Origin of the sequence: Actinomadura sp. NPDC023710 (genome assembly GCF_040639875.1) — a bacterium.
Classification (GTDB): domain Bacteria; phylum Actinomycetota; class Actinomycetes; order Streptosporangiales; family Streptosporangiaceae; genus Spirillospora; species Spirillospora citrea.
In genome coordinates this window covers 206,979-230,349 of sequence record NZ_JBFAGB010000007.1, presented here as the reverse complement: position 1 = coordinate 230,349, position 23,371 = coordinate 206,979, and the positions used below count along the sequence as shown (strand labels likewise).

Annotated in this window: 20 protein-coding genes; 13 read left to right on the top strand and 7 right to left on the bottom strand. The window is 73.6% G+C overall.

All coding sequences use genetic code 11. The features are described 5' to 3' along the window. Positions 1-7: 7 nt before the first annotated feature. The gene (locus tag AB0H37_RS11050) at positions 8-928 is read left to right on the top strand and encodes a hypothetical protein (RefSeq protein WP_329086011.1); all 921 of its coding nucleotides are present in this window, start codon (positions 8-10) and stop codon (positions 926-928) included. A 4-nt stretch (positions 929-932) separates the two neighbouring features. Here AB0H37_RS11050 and AB0H37_RS11045 read toward each other — a convergent pair whose 3' ends face one another. Both AB0H37_RS11045 and AB0H37_RS11040 read right to left on the bottom strand, forming a co-directional pair. After that, a complete protein-coding gene (locus tag AB0H37_RS11045) occupies positions 933-1,085 on the bottom strand; it encodes a hypothetical protein (protein WP_329086008.1) in 153 nt (50 codons plus the stop codon). Between the two features lie 132 nt (positions 1,086-1,217). Beyond that, positions 1,218-2,780 carry a Rieske 2Fe-2S domain-containing protein gene (locus AB0H37_RS11040; protein ID WP_360612266.1) on the bottom strand — a complete coding sequence of 521 codons (1,563 nt, stop codon included), beginning with the start codon at positions 2,778-2,780 and terminating at the stop codon, positions 1,218-1,220. 297 nt (positions 2,781-3,077) lie between these two features. Here AB0H37_RS11040 and AB0H37_RS11035 point away from each other — a divergent pair, with 297 nt between their 5' ends. The 10 genes from AB0H37_RS11035 to AB0H37_RS10990 all read left to right on the top strand — a co-directional run bounded on the left by AB0H37_RS11035 (position 3,078) and on the right by AB0H37_RS10990 (position 12,422). Next, positions 3,078-3,887: a HAMP domain-containing sensor histidine kinase gene (locus AB0H37_RS11035; protein WP_360612265.1), complete on the top strand. Its 810-nt coding sequence runs from the start codon at positions 3,078-3,080 to the stop codon at positions 3,885-3,887. Then, entirely contained in the window at positions 3,884-4,531 is a 648-nt protein-coding gene (locus AB0H37_RS11030; protein WP_360612264.1) for a response regulator transcription factor, read from the top strand. The genes AB0H37_RS11035 and AB0H37_RS11030 overlap by 4 nt, the downstream gene beginning before the upstream one ends. Before the next feature lie 102 nt (positions 4,532-4,633). Continuing rightward, positions 4,634-5,506, top strand: coding sequence for a cytochrome P450 (locus AB0H37_RS11025; RefSeq protein WP_329085999.1), 873 nt, complete (start codon positions 4,634-4,636; stop codon positions 5,504-5,506). 31 nt (positions 5,507-5,537) lie between these two features. Next, complete coding sequence (locus tag AB0H37_RS11020) at positions 5,538-6,689, top strand: alpha/beta hydrolase-fold protein (protein WP_360612263.1); 1,152 nt, start codon at positions 5,538-5,540, stop codon at positions 6,687-6,689. A 10-nt stretch (positions 6,690-6,699) separates the two neighbouring features. Next, positions 6,700-7,752, top strand: coding sequence for a hypothetical protein (locus tag AB0H37_RS11015; protein WP_360612262.1), 1,053 nt, complete (start codon positions 6,700-6,702; stop codon positions 7,750-7,752). A gap of 58 nt (positions 7,753-7,810) precedes the next feature. Then, positions 7,811-9,094 (top strand): sensor histidine kinase, encoded by a 1,284-nt coding sequence (locus AB0H37_RS11010; RefSeq protein WP_360612261.1) that lies wholly within the window; start codon positions 7,811-7,813, stop codon positions 9,092-9,094. Next, positions 9,091-9,756, top strand: coding sequence for a response regulator transcription factor (locus AB0H37_RS11005; protein ID WP_179837366.1), 666 nt, complete (start codon positions 9,091-9,093; stop codon positions 9,754-9,756). Before AB0H37_RS11010 ends, AB0H37_RS11005 begins: the two co-directional genes overlap by 4 nt. An 88-nt stretch (positions 9,757-9,844) precedes the next feature. After that, positions 9,845-10,459 carry a response regulator gene (locus AB0H37_RS11000; RefSeq protein WP_329085990.1) on the top strand — a complete coding sequence of 205 codons (615 nt, stop codon included), beginning with the start codon at positions 9,845-9,847 and terminating at the stop codon, positions 10,457-10,459. Positions 10,460-10,723: 264 nt separating this feature from the next. Beyond that, entirely contained in the window at positions 10,724-11,317 is a 594-nt protein-coding gene (locus AB0H37_RS10995; protein WP_329085989.1) for a DUF6230 family protein, read from the top strand. A 4-nt stretch (positions 11,318-11,321) separates the two neighbouring features. Next, positions 11,322-12,422 (top strand): DUF6114 domain-containing protein, encoded by a 1,101-nt coding sequence (locus AB0H37_RS10990; RefSeq protein ID WP_360612260.1) that lies wholly within the window; start codon positions 11,322-11,324, stop codon positions 12,420-12,422. On the opposite strand, the gene AB0H37_RS10985 is transcribed toward AB0H37_RS10990, so the two are convergent. Genes AB0H37_RS10985 through AB0H37_RS10975 form a run of 3 tightly spaced genes read right to left on the bottom strand, consistent with a single transcriptional unit; the run spans position 12,335 to position 17,377 of the window. Further along, positions 12,335-13,816, bottom strand: a complete 1,482-nt coding sequence (locus AB0H37_RS10985; protein ID WP_360612259.1) for a serine/threonine-protein kinase — start codon at positions 13,814-13,816, stop codon at positions 12,335-12,337. The two genes, AB0H37_RS10990 and AB0H37_RS10985, sit on opposite strands and share 88 nt — an antisense overlap. A 22-nt stretch (positions 13,817-13,838) precedes the next feature. Further along, positions 13,839-15,536, bottom strand: coding sequence for a serine/threonine-protein kinase (locus AB0H37_RS10980; RefSeq protein ID WP_360612258.1), 1,698 nt, complete (start codon positions 15,534-15,536; stop codon positions 13,839-13,841). Continuing rightward, positions 15,536-17,377 carry a protein kinase gene (locus AB0H37_RS10975; protein WP_360612257.1) on the bottom strand — a complete coding sequence of 614 codons (1,842 nt, stop codon included), beginning with the start codon at positions 17,375-17,377 and terminating at the stop codon, positions 15,536-15,538. The genes AB0H37_RS10980 and AB0H37_RS10975 overlap by 1 nt, the downstream gene beginning before the upstream one ends. Positions 17,378-17,535: 158 nt before the next feature. Here AB0H37_RS10975 and lysX point away from each other — a divergent pair, with 158 nt between their 5' ends. Beyond that, positions 17,536-20,835, top strand: a complete 3,300-nt coding sequence (lysX, locus tag AB0H37_RS10970) for a bifunctional lysylphosphatidylglycerol synthetase/lysine--tRNA ligase LysX (protein WP_360612256.1) — start codon at positions 17,536-17,538, stop codon at positions 20,833-20,835. Here the strand turns inward: lysX and AB0H37_RS10965 are convergent. Then, positions 20,832-21,317 carry a hypothetical protein gene (locus AB0H37_RS10965; protein ID WP_360612255.1) on the bottom strand — a complete coding sequence of 162 codons (486 nt, stop codon included), beginning with the start codon at positions 21,315-21,317 and terminating at the stop codon, positions 20,832-20,834. The genes lysX and AB0H37_RS10965 overlap by 4 nt on opposite strands. A gap of 39 nt (positions 21,318-21,356) precedes the next feature. Further along, on the bottom strand, positions 21,357-21,737 hold the full coding sequence (locus tag AB0H37_RS10960; protein ID WP_360612254.1) for a hypothetical protein: 381 nt from the start codon (positions 21,735-21,737) through the stop codon (positions 21,357-21,359). 162 nt (positions 21,738-21,899) lie between these two features. Between AB0H37_RS10960 and AB0H37_RS10955 the strand changes: the two genes are divergently transcribed. Further along, entirely contained in the window at positions 21,900-23,342 is a 1,443-nt protein-coding gene (locus AB0H37_RS10955; RefSeq protein ID WP_360612253.1) for an alpha/beta fold hydrolase, read from the top strand. Positions 23,343-23,371: the final 29 nt, after the last annotated feature.

Genomic DNA, 23,371 nt, shown 5'->3' with positions numbered 1-23,371 from the left:
ACGCGGGATGGACGTCCAGGACGCCCGGTTCAAGATCGCGGCGACCGCCGCGGCGGTCGTGCTCGCGGCCGGATTCCTTCTCCTCCTGCAGGATCGGACGTCCGCCCAGCGGCCGTACCGGGGGCCGGCCGCCACGCCGGGGACGCCCGCCACCGAGCCCGGGAAGACCCGCCGGATCGCCTTGAACACCGGGCCGTCCGACTATCCGCGGCTCCGGGCGCTCGGCTACGACCTGGTGGACGTCAAGGCGGACCCGGCGCTCGTCGCCGGGGTCCCCGCCGGCATGCAGGCGCTGCTCTGGGTCGGCAACTTCACCTGCGGCGACTTCGAGCTCGGCTGGGACGCGTTCGAGCGGGCCGTCCAGCGGTTCGGGCGCGACCCGAAGGTGTACGGCTGGTACCTGTCGGACGAGCCGAACACCGGCGACTGCCCGGAGGTCGCCGGCGAGATCCGCCGCCGCGCCCGGCACATCGAGCGGAACGCACCCGGGCAGGTCTCGTTCATCTCGCTGACGGACTGGCCGATGAGGGCGCTCACGCCGCGGCGCGTCGGCGTCGACCTGGTCGGCCTGGACCCCTACCCCTGCAAGGGTTCGCCGGAGACCCGGGAGCACTGCGACATCGGGGCGATCGACCGGATGGTCCGGATGGCCGACGCCGCCGGCATCCCGCGCGCCAAGGTCGCGCCCGTCCTGCAGACGTTCGGGCAGAGCTGCACCAAGGGCGACAAGCAGTACTGGATGCCGACGCGGGCCCAGTTCCGCGCAATCCTCGCGCGCTGGGACCGGCTCGCGCCGCGGCCGCCGCTGGAGATCTCCTACTCCTGGGGACGCCAGGAGGAGTGGGCCTGCCCCACCCTCGCGGACGCCTCCGGCGGCGCCCACCCCGACCTGCAGAGCCTCATGAGGGCCCGCAACACGGCGCGCTGAGAGGTCAGCGTCCGCCGGGCTGGTCGGCCACGGCCGGATGCCGCGACTTCGACGGGACCTGGAACTCCAGCGACCCGAGCCTCAGGGCCAGGACCTCCATCACACCGACGGCCAGAATCAACGCGACGGCCATCAGGCCGAGCTTCCTGCGGTTCAACCGCGCACCCCTTTTAAACCCCCGGACAAGCAGGCAAAAAACTTAACACGCCATGATCTAAAACCCGTTCCGGATTCGCCTGTTTCTCACCCTTTGTAACGCCTTTGTGATCCTGTGCAGCCTGCGCCGCCGTCAGAGCGGTCGGCTGGTGAGGTTGGCGGCGCGGGCGTTGAGGCACTCGCCGGTGGCGAGGTCGAAGGCGAAGTTGTGGGCCAGGCAGTGGATCTGCCCGTCCCGGACGACCGCGCCGACCGCCAGGTCCTCCCCGGCGTGCGGGCAGTAGCGCGGAATGTCGTAGCGGGCGCCGGCGTCCGCGACGATGATGCGCTCGCTCTCGTCCCGTCCGGTCTCGTACGCCTCGACGGCGTTCAGCGCCGGCGCGTTCGCGTGCTTGAGCAGTCCGACCAGGTGGTCGTTGTAGACGTCGGGGTCGCGGTAGAGGCTGAGCCGGAACGAGATGAGCAGGTCCTCCCATGCCATCCGGCCGGTGAGCACTCCGTCCAGCCAGCGGGCCGCGGTGCTGATCCGGTAGTGCGGGCGGACGTCCGGGGACGCCTGCGCCACCGTGAGGCCGTCCGGTGAGAAGTCGACGTCCCAGACGCCGCCGTTCGGACCGGTGACCTCGAACCGGACGATCATCGCGATCCGCCGGAGGAAGTAGTCGCTGAGCCCGCCGAGGTGCGCGAAGTGGGCGGTGAACCGGTCGAACAGGTCCGGGCCGGGCTCCGGGTGGCCCGCCAGCACGGCGGCGATGGCGTCGGCCCGGTCGGCGGCGTACCGCCTGAGGTAGTCGCCCCGGCCGGCGTCGGCGAAGGAGAACTCCGCCGAGACCGGGTCGCGGGCGATCTCCCCGGTGTCCAGGTCGACGGCGTCGCCCGGCTTGAAGCACTCCCAGCGCTGCCGCGGCAGATGCTCGCGCAGCCAGGCGGTGGCCGCCTCCGGGTCGCAGAACGCGCCGTCCGCCTGGTCGAGCACCCTGTTGAGATGGTCGACCTCGGCGTCCAGGAAGCACGGCGGCCCGGCGAACGGGGCCGCCAGCACGGGCTCGGTCTGCCGGACGAGCCGCTGCGTCGCGCGCAGCTTGGAGACGCGCTTGGCCATCGAGACCTCGGCCATCTCGGCGGTGGAGTACTCGTAGCAGATCGGGTGCCAGGACGCCCCGGACGTCTGCAGCGCCATCAGGTCGAGCCGGCCGCCCGCCATGTGCTTGGCCCGGCGGGCCTGCGCGGCGGTGAGCCGGGCGTCGTTGCAGTGCAGGATCCCGCGACCGTCCGCCACGATCAGAAAAGCGGCGTCGTGGCACATGGGCGACAGTTCGGGAATGACGGTGATCCAAGAGCCACGATTGTCCAGCGCGAATTTCTCCCACGGCTGGATTTCGATGACCTGGCGCCCGCCCGCGGCGGCCGCCATACGTTCCCGGAAGGCGGGTCCGGGGTAACACGGAATGAGGATCCGGGTTCGCGCGGGAAGTCGCTCGATGACCCACGGGTCGAAATGGTCGAGATGCTCGTGCGAGACCGCCACCCAGTCGGCGTCGAGCAACGGAGCGAGATCCAGGTGATCGTTTCTCGGGTACTGGTGCCAGGCGCCGAGAAAGGCCCCGGTCGGAGCGAACCACGGGTCCGCGAGCAGATGGAACGCGGCCGCGTCCACCGACACCCCCGCATGTCCGATAAATGTGACAGTCGGCATGTCCAGACTGTCGCTCCCCGGCCCCGCCGGCACACCCGCCGGAGTGCGTAAAGCGACTACGCCCTCGGCATGAAAGGGATATGCGCACAGTCTGGATATGTCCAGCAAGACGCCCCAAAAAAAGATCGAGTTTACACTCCCTACAGAATGACCACTTCCGGACATAAGGGATATATCGCTACCGGTCTGCTGGACATCCGCGGGGCGGCCGGGCGATGGTCGACACGGGTGCAGGAATAGCGAACGGTGGTCGTCATGAACAACGGGGGGCCTCGGTTTTCCCGAGCGGACACTCCCGTGGGCGCGAGGACGCTCGCGGGGACGGGCGTCCGGGAGGGCAGACACCACGACCGCCGTGACCGGACGGGGACGTCCGACCGCGGCGGGCAGGCGCTGTGGCGGCGGCGGCTGCGGCACGACATCCGGCACGAACTCGGCACGATCATCATGCTGGCCTCGGCCGTCGCCGTCGCGGAGGACGTCGGCGACACCAGCCGGGCCCGCATCGACCAGCTGCTCGGCGAGACCCGGTGGCTCGACCACCTGCTGCGCCAGCTCGACGAGGACGACGACCATCCGACGCCCGCCCCGGAGCGGATCCGGGTGGACGACCTCACCGCCGAGGTCGTCACCGGGCTGCGGCTCGTCACCCCGCACGAGATACGCCTCACCACCGGCGAGGCGTGGGCGCACATGGACCCGGTCGCGTTGTGGCGCGCGGTCCGGAACGTCCTCGAGAACGCGTGCCGCGTCGCGGAGGGCCGCGTGGACGTGCACGTCGAGGTCGCGCAGGGCCGGCTCGTCATCCAGGTCGACGACGATGGCCCGGGGTTCGGCGCGGGCTGGGGGACACCGGAGGGGCGGCGCCCGGCCCGGCCCGGCCTGGCGTCGCTGGGACTCGGCATCGTCCACGACCTCATCTCCGGGTACGGCGGCACCCTGGAGATCCGCACCTGCGAGATGGGCGGGGCGCGCGTCCGCATGCTGCTGCCGGCGGCGCCGCCCCCCGAGGACCGCGCGGCGGGGGCCCTCGCCGACGCCTACCCCGACACGCGTCCCGACGCGCACTCCGACGCGCACTCCGACGACTGGCGGCCGTACCCATGAGGATGGTCATCTGCGACGACCACGCGGTCTTCGCCGAATCACTGTCCCTGGTGCTGGCGAACGCCGGGCACAGCGTCGTGGAGGTCACCTACTCCCCCGCCGAGGCGCTGCCCGTGCTCCGGGCCAGGCGGCCCGACCTCTGCCTCATCGACCTGCAGTTCCCGTCCGGCACCGCGCTCGAATGGATGCCGCGGTTGCGCGGCTCGTCCCCGCGGACGAGGTTCGTCGTGCTGACCGGATTCCTGGAGCGGCCGGTGCTGGAGGCGGGCCTCGCGGCCGGCGTCCGCGGGTTCGCGCACAAGGGGCAGCAGGCCGGCGACATCCTCGCCGTGCTGCGCCGCGTCGCGGACGACGAGATCGTCGTCGACCAGGAGATCCGCCGGGGCGACGGCCGGCGGCGCGACCAGGCGCGGAAGTTCGCACGGTTCCTCACGCCCCGGGAACGCGAGGTGCTGACGCGGCTGGCACGCGGCGAGTCCACCCAGATGCTCGCCAAGGCGATGGGGGTGACGCGCAGCACGGCGCGCAGCCACGTCCAGAGCGTGCTGAGCAAGCTGGGGGTGCACTCGCAGCGGGAGGCGGTGATCGAGGCCGCCCGGCACGGCCTGGTCAGCGTGGAGACCGGAGAGTGGCTCGCGGGATAGCCGGCGCGCGGTTTCGGCGGGATCCCCGGCGGGGACGGCCGAATCTGGCCCTTCAGGGTGCGACCGTAACGCGTTAGCGTCTGCCTGGTAGAGGAGGTTCCCATGCCTCAACGGCGAGGCACGCCGCCCATCTCCGACGCGGGGGTCCTCGACTGCCCGGACGCCTACGTGCGCGGGGTCCCCTACGACAGGCTCGAAAGGCTCCGGACGCGGACGCCGGTGGTGTGGCTGGACGGGCGCACGGCGGGACGGCCGGGCGCCTGGGCCGTGCTGCGCCACCGCGACGTCCGGCATGCGCTCGCGCACCCCGAGTTGTTCTCGCCGCAGGTGGACGGCGTCGTGCACGGGCCGCTGAGCGGGGACGAGCCGCCGGGCGAGGCCGCGCTGATCGACATGGATCCGCCGGCGGAGGCGATGCTCGCGCGGATTCCGTCGCGGGAGAAGGTCGACTTCGTCCGCGAGGTCGCCCGCGACCTTCCCGAGACGCTGCGCAACACCCTCGCCGGCGGCCTGCACGCGCTGCTGCGCCACCCCGCCGAGTACGTCCGGCTCCGCGAGGGGCAGCGCGACGAGGCGCTCATCGACAGCGCGGTCGAGGAGATGCTGCGCTGGTGGACGCCGGTGCTGCACGTCCGGCGCACCGTGCGGCGCGGCACGGTCATGGGCGATGTGCCGCTGCTCGCGGGCGAGGAGGTCATGCTGTGGCTGGTCTCCGCGAACCACGACGACGGGGTGTTCCCCGAGCCGGGGCGCTTCGTCCCCGACCGGTTCCTCGGGGACGCCCCGCCCCATCTGTGCTTCGGGTTCGGTCACCGCGCCTGCCTGGGCGCGCAGCTCGCGCGGGTGCATCTGCGCGCGCTGCTCGTCGCCCTGCTCGAACGTCCCGGCCTGCCGCGGTCGGCGGGCGAGCCGGTGATGCTGCGGTCGAGCGCCCGGCACGGGTTCGCGCACCTGCCTGTCCGCTGGGTCCGCTGAACCTTCTCCGCCCCTCGGGCGTAGTAGGTGCGTGGGACTCACGAGCCCGGGGACGCTGAGCCTGCTCATCCTGCTGGCCGTCGGCTGCATGGCCGCGACCGTGCGGGCATGGCCGCGTGCCGCGGCGCCCGGGCACCGGGCCGTGGGAGCCCGCGCGCTGATGCTGGTGGGCTGCCAGTCGTCCGTCCTGCTCACGCTGGTGGCGGCCCTGAACGCGCACTACCTGTTCTACGGGTCGTGGACGGACCTGCTGAGCGCCGCCGGCGGAGGCGCCCAGGCGCACCGCCCGGCCGGAGGGAACGCGGCCGCCGCGACGCGGGTCGTGCGGACGGTGCAGGCCGGCCTCGACCCGGGACCGCGCGCCGAGCACGTCCCGGCGAAGGACGGCCAGGTCGAGCGCCTCGACATCCGCGGCGTCCGGACGGGCCTGGCCTCGCAGGCGTACGTGTACCTGCCGCCGCAGTACTTCCAGCGCGCCTCCGCCGCCCGCCGCTTTCCGGTCGTGATCCTGCTGGCCGGGTACCCGGCGGCGGACCGGCTCGTGTGGATCCGTCAGGGTCACGTGCCCGAGGACGCCGCGCGGGCGCAGGCACGGGGGCGGATCCAGCCGATGATCTACGTGATGATGCGGCCGACCGTGGTGCGGGGCTGGGACACCGAGTGCGCCGACGTGCCCGGCGGACCCCAGGTCGAGACGTTCTTCGCCCAGGACGTCCCCGAGGCGGTCGCCGGGACCTACCGCGTGCCGCGGGACCGGAGCGGATGGGCGCTCGCCGGGTACTCCACCGGCGGGTTCTGCGCCGCGAAGCTGGCGATGCTCCACTCCGACCGGTTCTCCGCGGCCGTCAGCATGGCCGGGCACTTCGACGCGCTGATGGACCCGACGACCCGCGACCTGTACGGCGGGAGCAGGGCCGTGCGGAGGAGCGATGACCTCGTCTGGCGGCTGCGGAACCTTCCGGCGCCGCCGGTGTCGATCCTGGTGGCGTCGGCGGACGCCGGCGAGAAGACGTTCCCGTCGGCGCAGAGGTTCATGCGGGCCGCGCGTCCTCCGCTGGTCGTGGACAAGGTGCTGCTGCGCAGCGGCGGCCACAACTTCAAGACGTTCCGCAAGTACATCCCGCCGTCCGTCCGGTGGCTGAGCGCGCGGCTGCGGGCGAGTGACATGGAACCGGTGCGCTGACATGGAACCGGTGAGCGCGACCCTCATCGGCCCCGTATGCCTGCTGGCGCTGGGCTGCGCGGTCGCGGCCGTCGTCCTGTGGCGGCGGCTCGCGGGGGCGGGCGTCCGGGCCGTGCTGGCGCGCTCCGGGCTCCTGCTGGCCACGCAGGCGGCGCTCACCGCGTCGATCGTGTTGCTGGCCAACCGGTACTTCGTGTTCTACGCGACGTGGAACGACCTGCTCGGCCACGATCCCGCGCACCTCCGGGTCCAGCACGTCCAGCCGCAGCGCGCGGCGGGACGCCCCGTGGAGCGCACCACCACGGGCCTCGGCCCGAAGCGGGCGGGCCACAGGCCGGACCCCGCCGAGGACGGACGGGTCGACCGCCTGACCATCCACGGCGCGCGCAGCGGCGTGGACGCCGAGGCGTACGTCTACCTCCCGCCGCGGTACTTCCAGCAGACCGAGCGGCTGCCCGTGGTCGTCCTCCTGGGGGACGGGGCGCCCGCGGACCGGCTGCGGGACGCCGGCCCGCCCCGCGCCGCCGGAGGGACGCAGCCCATGGTGTACGCGATGGTGCGGCTCACCGGCGCCGCCGACTGCATGGACGTGCCAGGGCGGCGCCCCACGCTCGGCGAGACCTACCTCACGCAGGACCTCCCCGAGGCCCTGGCCTCGCAGTACCGGGTGGCGGAGTCCCGCGAGGGATGGGGCGTGGCGGGGACGGGCGAGGGCGGGTGGTGCGCGGCGCGGCTGGCGATGCTGCGCTCCGACCGGTTCGCCGCCGCCGCGAGCCTGGGCGGCCGGTTCGGCGCGCCGGACGGCGACCTCTACGGCGGCAGTGAGCGCTACCGGCTCGGCAACGACCTGCTGTGGCGGCTCCAGAACGTCCCGCCGCCCCCGGTGTCGATCCTGGTCGCGGCCGGGAGGAGCGACGAGCAGGCCCGGAGGTTCGCCGCGCTCGCACGCCCGCCGATGCGCGTCGAGACGTCCCCGGTGGACGGCTCCCCCGCGTCCCCCTCCGAGGTCGTGGCCGTCCTGACGTGGCTGGGAGCACGGCTCCGGATACCTCCCGAGGAGTAGGGACGCTGACTCCCCGGGGCCGACGTGGCCCCGGGGGCCCATGACTTAACGTGCAGGGATGAGCACTTCGCCGCCGCGCTGGCCGCGGCCCGCCGCGTGGCCGGTGTGGGTCGTCCCGCTGCTGGTCGCGTTCCTCCAGGTGGGCGGGTCGCTGGGCGCGCAGGGCGACCGGTCGTCCGGGGGAAGGGGCGGCGGCCCGCCCTGGGAGCACGGGAGCGAGTCCCTCGGGCACACCGACCTGGACGCGCTCGGCTTCGCGCTGCTCCTCGCCGGACCCGCCCTGCTGCTGTTGCGGCGCCGGTACCCGGTGTTCACGGTGTGCTCCACCGCGGCGGTGACCGCCCTGTACTTCCTGCGCGCCTACACCTACGGCCCGGCGCCGCTGGCCCTGGCCGTCGCGATGTTGGCCGCCGTCGTCGCCGGGCGCCGGCTGCTGGTCTGGGCGGGGACGGGCATCGGCCTCGCCGCGTTCTTCGGCCTCACCGCGTTGATCGGCGTCCCGGCCGCCGAGCGCGGTCAGGACGGCCCGTTCCCGGTGGAGGAGCCGACGCTCGGCGGGTCGAGCTTCGTGGTCGGCTGGGCGCTGGTGGTGCTGGTCACCGCGGAGCTGATCCGGATGCGCGGGCAGCGCGCCGCCGAGACCGCCCGCACGCGCGCCGAGGAGGAGCGCCGCCAGGCCAGCGAGGAGCGGCTGCTGATGGCCCGCGAGCTGCACGACGTGCTCGCGCACAACATCTCGATGATCAACGTGCAGGCGGGCGTGGCGCTGCACCTGCTGGACGAGAACCCCGAGCAGGCACGAACGGCGCTCGCCGCCATCAAGGACGCCAGCAAGGAGGCCCTCACCGAGATGCGCGGGGTCATCGGCGCGCTGCGGGCGCAGGGCGAGACCGCGCCACGCGCCCCGACCGCCGGGCTCGGCGGGCTGGACGACCTGCTGGCCCGCGCGCGGTCCGCGGGGCTGGACGTCGAGGCCGAGTTCACCGGGGAGCGGCGGCCGCTGCCCGCCGGCGCCGACCTGGCGGCGTTCCGGATCGTCCAGGAGTCGCTGACCAACGTGACCCGCCATGCCGGTCCCGGCCCGGTGACGGCGAGGGTCCGCATCGCCTACGGTGAGCACGAGATCGTGGTGGAGGTCGAGGACGACGGCCGGGGCGTGTCGCCGCTGGACGACCGGCCGGGCGGCAGCGGGATCCGCGGCATGCGCGAGCGGGCCGCCGCGCTCGGCGGCGCGTTCGCCGCCGGCCCGCGGACCGGCGGCGGGTTCGGCGTGCGGGCGCGGCTGCCGCTGGACGCCGGTCCGGACGCCGGGGCGGCCGGGCCCGAGGGAGATGCTCGATGATCAAGGTGCTGCTGGCCGACGACCAGGTGCTGGTGCGGGCCGGGTTCCGGGCGCTGCTGGACGCGCAGCCCGACATCGAGGTCGCCGGTGAGGCGGGCGACGGCGAGGAGGCCGTGGCGCTGGCCCGCCGGCTGCGTCCCGACGTCATCCTGATGGACATCCGCATGCCCGGCCTGGACGGCCTGGAGGCGACCCGGCGGATCGCCTCCGACGAACGGCTGGACGGCGTCCACATCGTGATCCTCACCACGTTCGAGCTGGACGAGTACGTGTTCGAGGCGCTGCGCGGCGGGGCGAGCGGATTCCTGGTCAAGGACACCGAGCCGGTGGAGCTGATCCACGCCGTCCGGGCCGTCGCGGACGGGGACGCGCTGCTGTCACCCAGCGTCACCCGGCGACTGATCGCCGAGTTCGCCGCGCGGGCCAAGGAGCCCGCGCCCTCGCCGCGGCTGAACGCGCTCACCGACCGGGAGCGCGAGGTCATGGCGCTGGTCGGCGAGGGGCTGTCGAACGAGGAGATCGCCGCCCGGCTCGTGGTGAGCCCCGCCACGGCGAAAACGCATGTCAGCCGTACGATGGTGAAGCTCGGGGCGCGGGACCGGGCGCAGCTCGTGGTGTTCGCCTACGAGTCGGGACTGGTCAAACCGGGCTGGCTGCCCTAGAAATTTTACTCTGCGGCGATTCATTGTTGTCGCTCGCAGGACCATGACAGGGTGGACGGCACACGCCGTCACCGACGTGAGGAGTCCGGTGCCGCACGACGCGAGGATTCTGGCCGTCGACGACCGCGAGGAGAACCTCACCGCCCTCGCGGCGGTGCTCGACGCGCTGCCGGTCGAGGTCGTGCCGGTCACCTCCGGCCAGGCCGCCCTGAAAGAGCTGCTGAACGACGACTTCGCGCTGATCCTGCTCGATGTCGTGATGCCGGAGATGGACGGGTTCGAGACGGCCGAGCACATCAAGGCCCGGCCGCGCACCCGGGACGTCCCGATCATCTTCCTCACCGCGGGCGGCGGCACCGGCGAGCAGGCGTTCCGCGGGTACGCGGCGGGCGCCGTCGACTACCTCACCAAGCCGTTCGACCCGTGGCTGCTGCGCGCGAAGGTGTCGGTGTTCGTGGAGCTGCACCGGCGGAACCAGCAGCTCCAGCAGCAGGCCCGGCTGCTGCGCCAGACGCTGGACGGCGAGGGCGAGGGCGAGGGCTCCCCGGCGGGATGCGACCGGCTCCTGGCGGCCCTGGACCAGCGGGTCGCCCGCATCGAGGCCGATGTCGCCCGGTTGCGGTCCGGCGAGCCGGCCGACGAACTCGACGCCCACGTCGCCGATCTGCGGACGGCGCTGGACGCCCTGGCCGCGGGCGGCTGAACCTCTCCCCTCCCTTGCGGGTGCGGGGTTCCCGCGCGCCCATCAGCGACTACGTGCCGTAGCCGCTCTCGACGCCGCGCCCACCGGACCCGGCGGCGCCCCAAGAACATGATCTTGCAGGTCAGCCGACTGGAATCTTTTACCTTTGGTGACGCTTGTCCGGTTTGTCGCAAGTAAGTACTTGGGGGTAACTTGCACTCTGCGTCACACCAGTGACCCGCGTCACCGCGGTCCCCACCGGACCACGACCCCCCGGAGGCCCCCATGACCCCCTCGTCCGACGCCGCGCTCGGCCGCGTCCGCTGGAAGCGGTTCGCCGCGATCGCCGCCCCCGCCGCGATCGGCGCGGGCGCCCTGGTCCTGATGACCGCGCAGGGCGCGATCGCCTCCTCCTTCGCCGTCTCCGGCGGCAGCTTCAAGGTCAGCGCCGACTCGCTGAACGGGCAGGGGTTCGTCCAGTACGGCGGGGTCGACGCGGGCAAGGACGGCGCCAAGCACCCGGTGCAGATCTCCGGCATCAGGTCCGCGCAGATCCGCAACATGTGCCAGTCGGTGAAGGTCGGCCCGTTCACCCTGCGGCTGACCGCCGGCACCGGCGCCAAGCCCGTCGAGGCGAGCGACCTCGTCCTGGACGTGGAGCAGCTGAACGCCGACGCCACGTTCTCCGACATGGAGATCGGCCGGGACGCGAGCACGCTCGGCAAGGGCCCGGACGGCGCGCAGGGCCCGGCGGGCATGTTCGGGCAGCAGGCGTCCACGATCGAGCTCCGCAACGTCAAGCAGGTCGCGTGGGCGACCACCGCCGGGACCTTCAAGCTGAACGACCTCAGCATGAAGCTCGGCGCCGAGTGCTTCTGAGGCCATGACCTTCCCCACCCCGCCGGCTCCCCGCGCGCCGCACGGATTCCGCCGCTGGCGGCGGACACGCCCCTTCTGGGGAGGCGTGTTCGCCGTCCTCGGCGGCGTCGAGCTGGTCGCGATCCCGCTGGCCCCGATGCCGCTCGTCGTCCACCAGGGCATGGCCGGCGTGGCCAGCTGGCTCATCGGAGCGCTGCTCGTCACCGCGGGCGCGCTGTTGTGGTTCCAGCCCGCCCAGCGCAGCTTCTACGGCATCCTCGCGGTCCTGCTGTCACTGGCGTCGTTCCTCACGTCCAACTTCGGCGGGTTCCTCGTCGGGATGCTGCTGGGCGTGCTCGGCGGTGCCCTCGGCTTCGCCTGGTCGCCCGCCCCGGACGGGCACCGGCCGGGCGCGGCGCCGCGGGACGCCCGTCACGGGACGCACGGGGCGCACGCGGCGCCGCGCGGCGGGCGGCTGACGGCCCTGGCGATCCCGGCCGTCCTGGGGATGCACCTGCTCGCCCCGTCGCCGTCCCCGTCCCCGTCGCCGTCCTCCTCGGCGGCACCGTCCTCGGCGACGCCGTCCCCCTCGGCGACACCGCCCGCGAGCCGGGCACCGTCGCAGCAGCCCCCCACGAGCGCGCCCCCCGCGCCCACCGCCACGCCCTCTCCAACCGCAACGCCCTCTCCCACCACCACCCCGGCTCCGGCCAAGGACGCGGGAACCGGACCGCGCCTCTACGCCGACGCCGGGACGCTGCGCGCCGACTCGCTGACGATGTCGGGGCTCAGCTACGACGGCGTCGCCTCCCTCCCCTCGGCGGGCGGGACGGTGCAGGCGCTGAAGTTCAGCATGACCAAGGCCGTCCTGAAGAACGTCGACCAGACGGTCGCGCACGGCGGCGCCGCCGCGCGGACCCGGACCGGCAGCCTCACGCTGACCGGCGGCGTCGTCATGTACACGACGAAGATGTCGTCCAAGCTGCTGGGCATCCCGGTGACCTTCACCCCGGCGGCTCCGCCGCCGCTGACGCTGCCCTACATGGTGATGACGGACGTCGTCTCCGAGCAGCCCGCCGTCACCGCCGGCGGGGCGCAGATCAGCGGCCTCGCCGCCACCGGGTGATCGGGCGCGCCGCCCAGTGCGCCGGTGCCCAGCCTGCCGCGCAGGATGAACGCGCCCAGCAGCACCGCCGCCACGACAAGGACGACCGCGACCGTGACGACCAGCACCGTCTTGCGGCGCTCCCCGCCGCCGCGGGGCCGGTCGTGGACGGGCGGCGGCGGAGGCTGCTGCCAGTTCGCGTACTGCTGCGGCTGCTCCCACGGCGGAGGCGTCTGCGGCGGGAGGCTCGGATGCGGCTGCCGCACGGACGGGTGCACGGACGGTTGCTGCACGGACGGGTGCTGGGACGGGGGCGGCGCCCACTCCGTCCCCACCAGCGTCCGCGGCTCCGGATCCGGCCGGGGAGGGGACGGCGGCGGGCGGTGCGGGGCGCCGCGGTCCTGGAACCGGCCCGGGTCGCGGCGGGTCACCGGGTCGGGCTCGCCGCCCTTCCCCGCGTCGCGGCGCGTGACCGGGTCGAGGTCCTCGGGGTCGAGGACGGTCTCCGAGGCGTCATCGGGCCGGCCGCCGGGCAGGTAGCGGGCGGACGGCTCGTCCGTCATCGTCTCGTTCGCCACCGGCGGCCGCGGCGGGGACGGCTGCGGCATGGCCGCGACCTGGGTGAGCATCGGCAGCGCCTGCGCCGCCGTCATCCGGCCGAACGGCTCGCGCGCGAGCAGCCCCTCCAGCACCCGGCCGAGCGGCCCCGCGTTCCGCGCGGGCGGCACGGGCTCGGTCAGCGCGGCCTGCAGCGACGACATCGCGTCGGACCGCTCGTAGGGGGAGCGGCCCTCCACGGCCGCGTACAGCGTCGCGCCGAGCGCCCACAGGTCGGAGGCGGGGACCGCGCGCTCGCCCTGCACCCGCTCCGGCGCGATGTAGGCGGGCGATCCCATGACCAGGCCCGTCTGGGTGAGCGTCGAGTCGCCCTCCATCTGCGCGATGCCGAAGTCGGTGAGCACGGCCCGCCCCGTGTCGGTGACCAGCACGTTGCTGGGCTTGACGTCGCGGTGCAGGATGCCCTTCTGGTGGGCGTGCTGGAGCGCCCCGAGCATCTGCAGCCCGATGTCGGCGACCCGGCGGTGCTCCATCGGGCCGCGCTCGATGATGTCCTGCAGCGACGGCGCGAGGACCAGCTCCATCACGATCCAGGGACGGTCCGACTCCTCGACGACGTCGTGGACGGTCACCACCCCGGAGTGGTTCAGCCGCGCCGACGCGCGGGCCTCGCGGAACGTCCGCTCGTACAGGACGGCGCGCTCCGCGTCGCTCAGCCCGGGCGGGAGCACGACCTCCTTCACCGCGACCTCGCGGTCCAGCATGGTGTCGAAGGCGCGCCACACGGTGCCCATGCCGCCGCGGCCGACCACCGAGTCGAGCCGGTAGCGGTTACCGAGCAGACGTGCCTGTGCCATCTCTAGAAGGTCCCCCCACTGGTCATCCCACCCCGGAGGGCTGGAACGTGTCGAGCACATTGTTCACGAGTGTCTCGTTCTCGTTCCACTGGGAGGTGGGTACCGCCACCACCACGGCGAAGGGCCGGCCGTCCACCATCACGCCGCGGTCCTTCGCGCGCGTGCCGCCCGAGCGGGACCAGGTGAACTCGATGTCGGCCGCGGGCCGCCCGGCGACGGTCGTGCGGGTGATCTCTCCGATCCGCTGGAAGCCCTGGAGCTTGCCGTCGGCGATCGCCTCCCGCTCCCAGGTGACCCAGTGCTCGTAGGGGTCGCCGGACCAGACCGTCCGGTCGACCTGCACGTAGGCGCTGGACGCGGGGTCGGTCCAGACGACGCTGTTGCCCTGCACCGAGCGCCGCCACCCGCGCGGAACCGCGATCGTGTAGCCGGGCCCGCTCGCGCGGACGAGCCCGTCGGGCAGCCGCGGCGCGCTCGAACTCGACGTGGGCGCGGGGTCGTCCGACGGCGTGGTCGGGGTGGTCTGCGTGGCCGGCGTCGTCTGCCCGCCGGCCTGCGGCGGGTGCGACACGCCCGGTCCGCCGGCCGAGGAGCCCTTCGGCCAGAAGGCGAACCCGGCGACCGCCAGGACCGCCGCCGCCACGACGACGCCGGCGAGGACCGGCAGGGCCGGGGACTTCCTGCGCGCCGGTGCGGACGGGTGCCCCTGCGTCCACTGCGTGCCCGTTCCCGGCGGGTAGTGGTCCGTCGTCTCGGGCGGGACGGGCACCGGAATGGACGCCTGCGCGTGCGTGGACGACTCCGACGCGGGCGACCGGCCGGGCGGGAACGACGCGGTCCAGGTGGCGCCGGCGGCCGCGGCCGTCGCCTCGTTCGCGGCGATCTGCGCGGCGGCCGCGTCCGCGGCGTGCCCGGAGGCGACCGCCTTGAGCGCCTCCTCGGCCCGGTCCCCGGTCATCCGCCGCACCGGGTCGCGTTCCAGCAGCCCGGTGAGGACGGGAGCCAGCGGCCCCGCGTTCCTCGGCGGCGGGACGTCCTGCGTCATCACGGCGGCGAGGACCGCCATGGCGTCGCTGCGGTGGTGCGGCGCCCTGCCCTCCGTCGCCGCGTACAGGGTGGCGCCGAGCGCCCACAGGTCGGACGCGGGGATCGCCGGGTCGCCGTTCACCCGCTCCGGCGACATGTACGCGGGCGACCCCATGATCAGCCCGGTGCCGGTGAGGGTGGCGTCGCCCGCCACCTGCGCGATGCCGAAGTCGGTGAGCACGGCCCGGTCGTCGCCGGTGACCAGCACGTTCGCCGGCTTGACGTCACGGTGCAGGACGCCGATCGCGTGCGCCGCCCGCAGCGCGCCCGCGATCTGCGCGCCGATCGTCGCGACCCGTCCGGGCGGCAGCGGGCCGTCCTCCTCCACGACCTCCTGGAGGGAGCGGGCCCGCACCAGCTCCATGACGATCCACGGCCGGCCGTCCTCGTCCACGACGTCGTGTACGGTCACGACGCCCGGGTGGTTCAGCCTGGCCGAGGCGCGGGCCTCGCGCAGCGTCCGGCGGTGCCGGTTCTCGCGCTCCTCGTCGCTCAGCCCCGCGGGCAGCACGACCTCCTTGACCGCGACCTCGCGGTCGAGGGTCTCGTCGGTGGCGCGCCACACGGTGCCCATGCCGCCGCGTCCGACGACCGATGCGAGCCGGTACCGACCGGCCAGCAGCCGCCCTTCCATCAGGCCTCCGCGGGCTTGAAGAACCGGTAGACCGGTTGGAGTTCGGAGTACACCTCGTCCCAGTCGCCGGCGGGGGCCCGGAGCAGGATCGCGTAGCCGTGCCCCTTCGTCACGAACCCGCGGTTGAGGATGTGCACCCGGCCTCCGTCGCCGTCGTAGGTGAACTCCCAGTCCGCCGACTTGTCGCCGTTCCCGGTGTCGGGCACCGGCGGGTGGTCCCCGGTCGCCGCGATCCTGAGCTTCCGGTAGCCGGGCCAGCCGGAGCCGCCCCGCTCCTGGCGCCGCCAGTCGTCGATCGCGCTGGCGCCCGGGTCGTCGGTCTGGTCGATCTGGATGTAGGTCTTGCGGCCGGGGGCGTAGAAGAAGTCGCCGCCGTTCTTGCGCTCGGGTCCCTTCCAGTCATCCGGGACGGGAACGGAGTAGCCGCTGCGATCCTTGTGCGTCCTGAACCCGGCAGGGAGGGCCGGGCTCGGGTCCTTGGACTTGACCGGGGAGGACGAGGAGGCCTTCCCCGTGGCGGGCGGCGTCGACGCGCTCTTCTTCTGCCCCTTCGCGTCGTCGTCGCCGCCGCTGCTGGCCAGCGCGATCCCCGCGACGACCAGGATGACGAGCAGCACCACACCCGCGATGATCAGCACGTTGCGGTTGGACGCGAGCGCGGGGCGCCCGGTGGACGGGTGGTGGGTGGTGGGCGGGAAATGGGTGTCCGGCCCGGGCTCGGGCCTGTCGCCCGGGACCGTCACCCGCCCGGCGGGCTGGGTGCGGGGGCCCGGCCGCCACGAGCGGACCCGGTCGGGGTCGGGCGCGGTCTCGGCGGGGTTCGCGGACTCGGGCGCGCTCCGCGCCTCCCTCGGCAGGTCGAAGCTGGTGAGCTGGTCGGGGCGGGCGCCGGCGTCCGCCGGGCGGAGCGCCTCGCCGGGCGCCTCCGGCATGGTCGTCTGCGTGCCCGGCGCCTCCTCGACCGGGTACTCCACGGCCATCGTCCGCTGGGTGTCGACGGTCTCCTGCCGGACGATCTCGTCCAGCATCCGGCCGGCCTCGATCGCGTCCATCCGCTGATCGGGGTTCTTGCGCAGCAGGCCCTCGATGACCGGGACGAGCCGGCCGCCCTTCTCCGGCGGGTCGGGCTCGTCGGAGATCACCGCGACCAGCGCGGCCATCGGCTCGGGACGCTCGAACGGCGACTTGCCGTGCAGCATCGCGTACAGGGTGACGCCCAGCGACCACAGGTCGGAGGCCGGCCCGGCGACGCGGCCGCGGGCGCGCTCCGGCGCGATGTAGGCGGGCGAGCCCATGACGAGCCCGGTCTGGGTGAGGGTGGCGTCGCCCGAGGCGGTCGCGATGCCGAAGTCGGTGAGCACGGCGCGCTCGCCCATCCGCCCCGTGCCGGTGATCAGCACGTTGCTCGGCTTGACGTCGCGGTGCAGCACCCCGGCCTCGTGCGCGGCGTGCAGCGCGGCGAGCATCTGCCGGGCGATCTCCGCGGCGCGGCGGGGCTCCATCGGCCCGTCCTGCTTGATCACCTGGTCCAGGGAGCGGGCCCTGATGAGCTCCATGATGATCCAGGGGCGGTCGTCCTCCTCGACGACGTCGTAGACGGCGACGACGCCGGGGTGGCTGAGCCTGGCCGCGGTGCGGGCCTCACGGAACGTGCGCTTGTGGTGCACGGCGCGTTCCTCATCGGTGAGACCATGCGGGAGGATGACCTCCTTCACCGCAACGTCACGACCGAGGACCTCATCGTGCGCCTGCCAGACCGTCCCCATGCCGCCTCGGCCGACCTGGGTCACCAGGCGGTATCGGCGGGCGAGCAACCGCTCACCGGTGGGTTCATTTGGCATATCCGCGACCATATCGACTTTTGCTGACAACCTTGGACTGAGAGTGCAAGCCACATCCCCCTACCCGTACGACGTCCGAGATCACCACGCGGTTCGCCGCCGACCGGGCGCGCGGGTGCGGAGACGTGATCGACGTGCGACCCGGTAGGAAGGGGACCATGACCGAGCTGGGCCAGCAGCGCGGCCTGCGGGGCGAGTGGGGGCGGCTGATCCAGGCCGCTCCGACGATCTTCTTCTGGTACACCCGACTCTCCGGGATCCTGTCGCTGCTCGCATGGGTCTCCTATGGTCTCATCCTTGAGATAGCCGATATCTGGGCGTTGCGATGGATCGGTTATCTCGGCTGGTTCCCGAGCGTCCCGATCGGCCTGCTCTGGATCCTGTTGTCGATGGGCGTCCGGCGGCGCAAGAAGGCCGCGTGGCGGATCCTCGTCCTGATCTTCTGCCTGCCCACCGCGCTCGGCGTCACCGCCGTCCTGACGACGCTGTTCAACCCGGACAAGCCCACCCCCGTCGGCCTGATCGTCACCGCCGCCGTGTACCTGGCGGTGCTCGGCCTGCTGATCTCCGCGCGCGGCCAGTTCACCACCCTGCCCGACCGGGCCAACCGGCGCCTGGCCACCGTCGTGTTCACCAGCCTCCTGATCGTGACCTGCGGGATCGGGACGTTCCTGGTCACCCTGACCGACCGCAACTCCCGCGGCGACTTCTGGACGCATCCGCTCTACGCGATCTCCCAGACCGTCCTCGGGCCGCGCGTCACCGGCAAGCCGATCGACGTGTCGGTGCCGTTCTGGGTGGACGTGATCCTGTGGGTGCTCGGCACCGGACTGATGATCGCCACCTTCTGGGCGCTGTTCAGGCCGGGGCGGCGCGACCCCGTCCTCAGCCCTCAGGAGGAGCTGGCGGCGCGCGCTCTGCTCGCCGAGTACGGCGACCAGGACTCCCTCGGCTACTTCGCGCTGCGCCGCGACAAGGACGTCATCGTCGCGCCGAACGGTAAGGCGGCCATCGCCTACCGGGTCGAGGGTTCGGTCTCGCTGGCCAGCGGCGACCCGCTCGGCGACCCCGAGTCGTGGGACCAGGCGATCGAGGCGTGGCTCGGCGAGTGCCGCGCGCACGCCTGGATCCCCGGCGCGGTCAGCGTCGGCGAGCGCGCCGCCCGCATCTACAAGCGGCACGGCTTCGACGCGCTGGAGCTCGGCGACGAGGCCATCGTCGACCTCACCGACTTCAACCTGGACGGACGGGAGATGCGGCAGGTCCGCCAGGCCGTCCGGCGCGTCGAGCGGGCCGGGTACACCGTGCGGATCCGCCGCCACTCGCAGATCCCCGGCTGGGAGATGGCCAAGCTCATCCGCAGCGCCGACGCCTGGCGCGGCGAGGAGACCGAGCGCGGCTTCTCCATGGCGCTCGGCCGGCTCGGCGACCCCACCGACGGGCGCTGCGTCATGGTCGAGGCGTTCGACGCGCACGGGGAGCTGCGCGGCCTGCTCAGCTTCGTCCCCTGGGGGCGGGCCGGGCTGTCGCTCGACCTGATGCGCCGCGACCGGCTCGCCGAGAACGGCCTCAACGAGTACATGGTCGCCAAGCTCGCCGAGAAGGCCGCCGCGGTCGGCGCGCAGCAGCTGTCGCTGAACTTCGCCATGCTGCGCTCGGCGTTCGAGCGCGGCTCCCAGATCGGGGCGGGCCCCGTCGCCCGGCTCTACTACCGGTTCCTGTCGTTCGCGTCGAAGTTCTGGCAGCTGGAGTCGCTGTACCTGTCGAACGCCAAGTACATGCCCGACTGGCGTCCCCGCTTCATCTGCTACGAGCACGGGCGGCACCTCGTCCGGCTGGGCCTCGCCTACGCCCGCGCCGAAGGGTTCCTGCCGAGTCTGAACCGCCCCAAGCTGGACCGGGCCGCCGCGATGGTCCCGTCCGGCGACCTCGTCGACAAGATCAAGGAGATCGAGGAGGCCGCGGAGGCGGCCCGCGCCCCGCAGCGCCGGCTGTCGGAGCAGGAGCGGGTCCGGCACGCCAAGCTCGACCAGATCCGCGCCGCCGGGATGGAGCCGTACGCGCTCGGCTGCGAGCGCACCGACGTCGCCTCCGGCATCCGGGAGCGGCACCCCGGCCTCGCCCCCGACTCCCGCACCGGCGACGCCGTCGCGATCGCGGGGCGCGTCGTCCTCGCCCGCGAGCACGGCCGCCTGATCTTCGTCACGCTCCGGGACGAGACCGGCGACCTCCAGGTCATGCTGACCGCCGACGCGCTCGGCGAGGACTCGCTGCGCCGCTGGAAGTCGCTCATCGACCTCGGCGACCAGGTCGGCGTGCGGGGTGAGGTCGTCACGTCCCGGCGCGGGGAGCTCTCGGTGCTCGCGTCCTCGTGGACGCTCGCCGCCAAATGCCTGCGCCCCCTGCCGAACAAGAGGTCCGGGCTGTCGGACCCGGAGGCCCGCGTCCGGCACCGGTACGTGGACTTCATCGTCAACGACGAGTCCCGCCGGATGCTGCGGATGCGCGGCGACGCCGTCGCCGCCGTCCGGGACGGCCTGCGCGCCCGCGGCTACCTGGAGGTCGAGACGCCGATGCTCCAGCCGGTGCACGGCGGCGCCACCGCCCGCCCGTTCACCACCCGCATCAACGCCTACAACATGCAGCTCTACCTGCGCATCGCGCCCGAGCTGTACCTCAAGCGGCTCCTCGTCGGCGGCGCCGGCCGCGTCTTCGAGCTGAACCGCAGCTTCCGCAACGAGGGCGTCTCGCCGCGGCACAACCCCGAGTTCACGATGCTGGAGGCCTACGAGCCCTACGGCGACTACGACACCATGGCCGAGCTGACCCGCTCCCTCGTCGTGGACGCGGCCCGCGCCGCCCTCGGCACCACGGTCGTCGTCCGGGACGGCGCCGAGTACGACCTCGCCGAGCCGTGGGATGTGATCACCGTCTACGAGTCGGTGTCCAAGGCGCTCGGCGAGGAGATCACCCCCGGGACCGCGCCGGAACGCGTCCAGTCGTTCGCCGAGCGGACGGGACTGAACGTCGACCCGCAGTGGGGGCAGGGCAAGGTCGTCCAGGAGCTGTTCGAGGCGCTCGTGGAGGAGAAGCTGGCGGCGCCGACGTTCGTCCGCGACTACCCCGCCGAGACGTCGCCGCTGACCCGGCCCCACCGCGACGACCCGCGCCTGGCCGAGAAGTGGGACCTCATCATCTTCGGCCTCGAACTCGGCACCGCCTACTCCGAGCTGATCGACCCCATCCTCCAGCGGCAGCGGCTGACCGAGCAGTCGCTGCAGGCCGCGGGCGGCGACCCGGAGGCCATGGAGCTGGACGAGGACTTCCTGCGCGCCCTGGAGTACGCGATGCCGCCCGCCGGCGGCATGGGCATGGGGATCGACCGGCTGCTGATCACGCTGACGGGCCGCAGCATCCGCGAGACGATCCCGTTCCCGCTGGTGCGCCCCGGCTCCTAGAGGCTCCGCGGCGCGGGCCGGAACCCCTCCCCCGCGAGCCACGCCCGCGCCGCCCCCCGCCGGGCGTCCTCCCCTTCGGGCAGGTCGCCCGGCGGGACGGGCAGCCCCTCCGCCTCGTCCGCCGGGAGCACGTCCCCGCGCTCGGGATCGAGCACCTGGAACCCGTCCTCCATCGCCGCGGCCACCGCCCCCAGATCGACGGGAAGCGGAGCCAGCCCGGTCGGCGCCCGCACCCCGAGGGCGGCGGCCAGTTCGTCCGCCAGCTCGGCGTCGCCGGGCAGACCGCGCTCGTTCAGCTCGTCCAGGCACGCGAGGGCGAGGGGCCGCACGTCACGCCCCTGCGCCAGGGCGGCGACGAGCACGTCCCCGGCGTACTGGAGCACGGGAGTCAGCGGACGCCCCCGGAGCAGGCCGGCGTCCCCGAACCCCCGGTGCGCGGCCGCCCGCAACCGCGCCAACGCCTCCTCGCCCCATTCCGTCACGCACACATTTGTACAGACATCCTCCGACAAACGCTCCATTCACCGGCCGCGCTTGTCCTCCACGTGCACGACCGTGAGTTCGAGCCCGTCCTGACCACGCTTGGAACGTCCGAGAAGGCCCACCGTCAGATCGGTCGCGTCGGTCCCGGCCTCCTCGGGTGCGACATAGGTGAGGATGTCGTTGTGATGCCCGTACACGGCCCAGCCCGGCGCCTGGTCGAGATCGATCGTCCCGAAGTCACCGGCCGGAGTGCCCCCGTGGACGGGCCCGTACTCGCGCAGCAGCTCCACCGCCTGCGCGCTCAGGTCGACTCCGGGCTCCATCACAATGACGCACGTGCCGTTCTCGAACAGCACCCACGACTTCTCGTCGCCCTGAATGACATCCCGCCAAACCTGGACCAGTTCCTCGGTGATCATGGGCGCGATTGTGCCGGTCTCCCCCGATAATCGCACTCCGATTACGCACCGTCCCTGTTCCTGACACTCTGGCACCCTGGCGCTGGACGGTGAACGGTGACAAAACCACAGATCGTGGCGGTGGTGGTGGGGGTGGTTTGCGCTCTCGTCGGGGGTGTGGGGGTGCTGGCCGCGGATGCCGGTCTCCAGCGGCGGGGCGTGGTGGTGGACGGGGTGCCTGTCGAGATCGTGCGGGAGGCCGGGGCATCCGGGCGGGTCCCGGGTGTCGTGGTGGCGCACGGGCTCGGGGCCGGCGGCCGCCTGATGCGGGGGTTCGCGGACACGCTGGCGCGGCGCGGGTACGCGGTGGCCCTGGTCGATCTCGCGGGGCACGGGGCCAGCAGGCGGCGACTCCCTGGGAACGGGGTCGGCCCGGCCGCGGACGCGCGGCTCGACCGTGATCTGGACGTCGCCGTCACCCGTCTGCGGGCCACGCCGTGGGTGGACGGCGAGCGCATCGGGCTCGTCGGGCACTCGCTGGGGGCCGCCGCGGTCATCCGGTACGGCGCGGCGCATCCGTCCGTCGGGGCGACCGTCGCGATCTCGCAGGGGGCGATGGCGGTGCCGGCGTCCGACCGGAACGTGCTGCTGATCGCCGGTGGCCTGGAGTTCCCCGCGTATCGGGACGGCGCCGTCCAGGCGCTGCACGATGTCTACCCGGAGGGGCGGACGGGGGCGACGTACGGCGATCCGCGGGGCGGGACGGCACGGCGCGCCGTCATCGTCGGCGGCGTCGAGCACGTCGGCGTGCTGTTCAGTCCGCGCACCCATCGCGAGACCGGCGCCTGGCTCGACGCGGCGTTCGGGCGGCGCTCGGCTCCGGTCCCGGACGTGCGCGCCGTCCAGCGGGCGGGGTCGGCGCTGCTGCTGCATCTGGCGGCCGTGCTGACCTTCGGGGCGATCGCCGCGGCGCTGCTCGGTCGCCCCGCGGACGACCGCGCGGCGCGCCGTCGCGTCTCGGTGCGTTTCGCGCTGGTCGCGGCGGCGTTCGCGGTCGGAGCGGCGGTGCCCGTGATGCGGGTCTTCCGGTTGCCGCTCGCGGTGGCCGGTCCGCTCGCCGGGTTCTTCGGCGTCGCCGGCGTGGTGGCGCTCGTCTGCGCGAGGGACGCCGGTGTCCTCGGCGGACGGCCCCGGGCGCGGACCGTGGCGGCGGCGGCCGTCCTCGTCGCCTTGACCGCGGTGTCGTTCGCCGTCCCGGCCCAGCTGGGGTGGGCGCACGCGGTGCCGGTGGGCGCGCGGGTGTGGGCGCTCGTCCCGATCACCGTGGGCACCGCCCTGTACTGCCTCGGCGTCGAGGCGCTGTGCGCCGGCCATGAGCGGCTGACCGCGATCGGCGTGCACGCCTGGGCGGCGTCGGCCGCGCTGGCCGCCCTCCTCGCGGCCGCACTCGTCGGGGCCGTCTCGTCCTTCGTGCTGCTGGTGTCGCCGCTGATCGCCGGTCTCCTGGTCTGGCAGGGCGCCCAGGCGGCGGCGCTGCGCGCCGTCCGCGCCCCGGCGTGGGTGACCGCGCTCGTCGGCGGCGTCCTGCTGGCCTGGCCGCTCGCGGTCACCATGCCGATCACCTGAACCGCCGCCCGCCCGCGATGCGCGCCGCC

Coding starts and splice junctions, on each gene's coding strand:
- AB0H37_RS10990 (WP_360612260.1), top strand. CDS start 11,322: ATGACCTTCCCCACCCCGCCGGCTCCCCGCGCGCCGCACGGATTCCGC.
- AB0H37_RS11010 (WP_360612261.1), top strand. CDS start 7,811: ATGAGCACTTCGCCGCCGCGCTGGCCGCGGCCCGCCGCGTGGCCGGTG.
- AB0H37_RS10985 (WP_360612259.1), bottom strand. CDS start 13,816: ATGGCACAGGCACGTCTGCTCGGTAACCGCTACCGGCTCGACTCGGTG.
- AB0H37_RS11040 (WP_360612266.1), bottom strand. CDS start 2,780: ATGCCGACTGTCACATTTATCGGACATGCGGGGGTGTCGGTGGACGCG.
- AB0H37_RS11005 (WP_179837366.1), top strand. CDS start 9,091: ATGATCAAGGTGCTGCTGGCCGACGACCAGGTGCTGGTGCGGGCCGGG.
- AB0H37_RS11025 (WP_329085999.1), top strand. CDS start 4,634: ATGCCTCAACGGCGAGGCACGCCGCCCATCTCCGACGCGGGGGTCCTC.
- AB0H37_RS10995 (WP_329085989.1), top strand. CDS start 10,724: ATGACCCCCTCGTCCGACGCCGCGCTCGGCCGCGTCCGCTGGAAGCGG.
- AB0H37_RS10960 (WP_360612254.1), bottom strand. CDS start 21,737: ATGATCACCGAGGAACTGGTCCAGGTTTGGCGGGATGTCATTCAGGGC.
- AB0H37_RS11030 (WP_360612264.1), top strand. CDS start 3,884: ATGAGGATGGTCATCTGCGACGACCACGCGGTCTTCGCCGAATCACTG.
- AB0H37_RS10975 (WP_360612257.1), bottom strand. CDS start 17,377: ATGCCAAATGAACCCACCGGTGAGCGGTTGCTCGCCCGCCGATACCGC.
- lysX (WP_360612256.1), top strand. CDS start 17,536: ATGACCGAGCTGGGCCAGCAGCGCGGCCTGCGGGGCGAGTGGGGGCGG.
- AB0H37_RS11050 (WP_329086011.1), top strand. CDS start 8: ATGGACGTCCAGGACGCCCGGTTCAAGATCGCGGCGACCGCCGCGGCG.
- AB0H37_RS10980 (WP_360612258.1), bottom strand. CDS start 15,536: ATGGAAGGGCGGCTGCTGGCCGGTCGGTACCGGCTCGCATCGGTCGTC.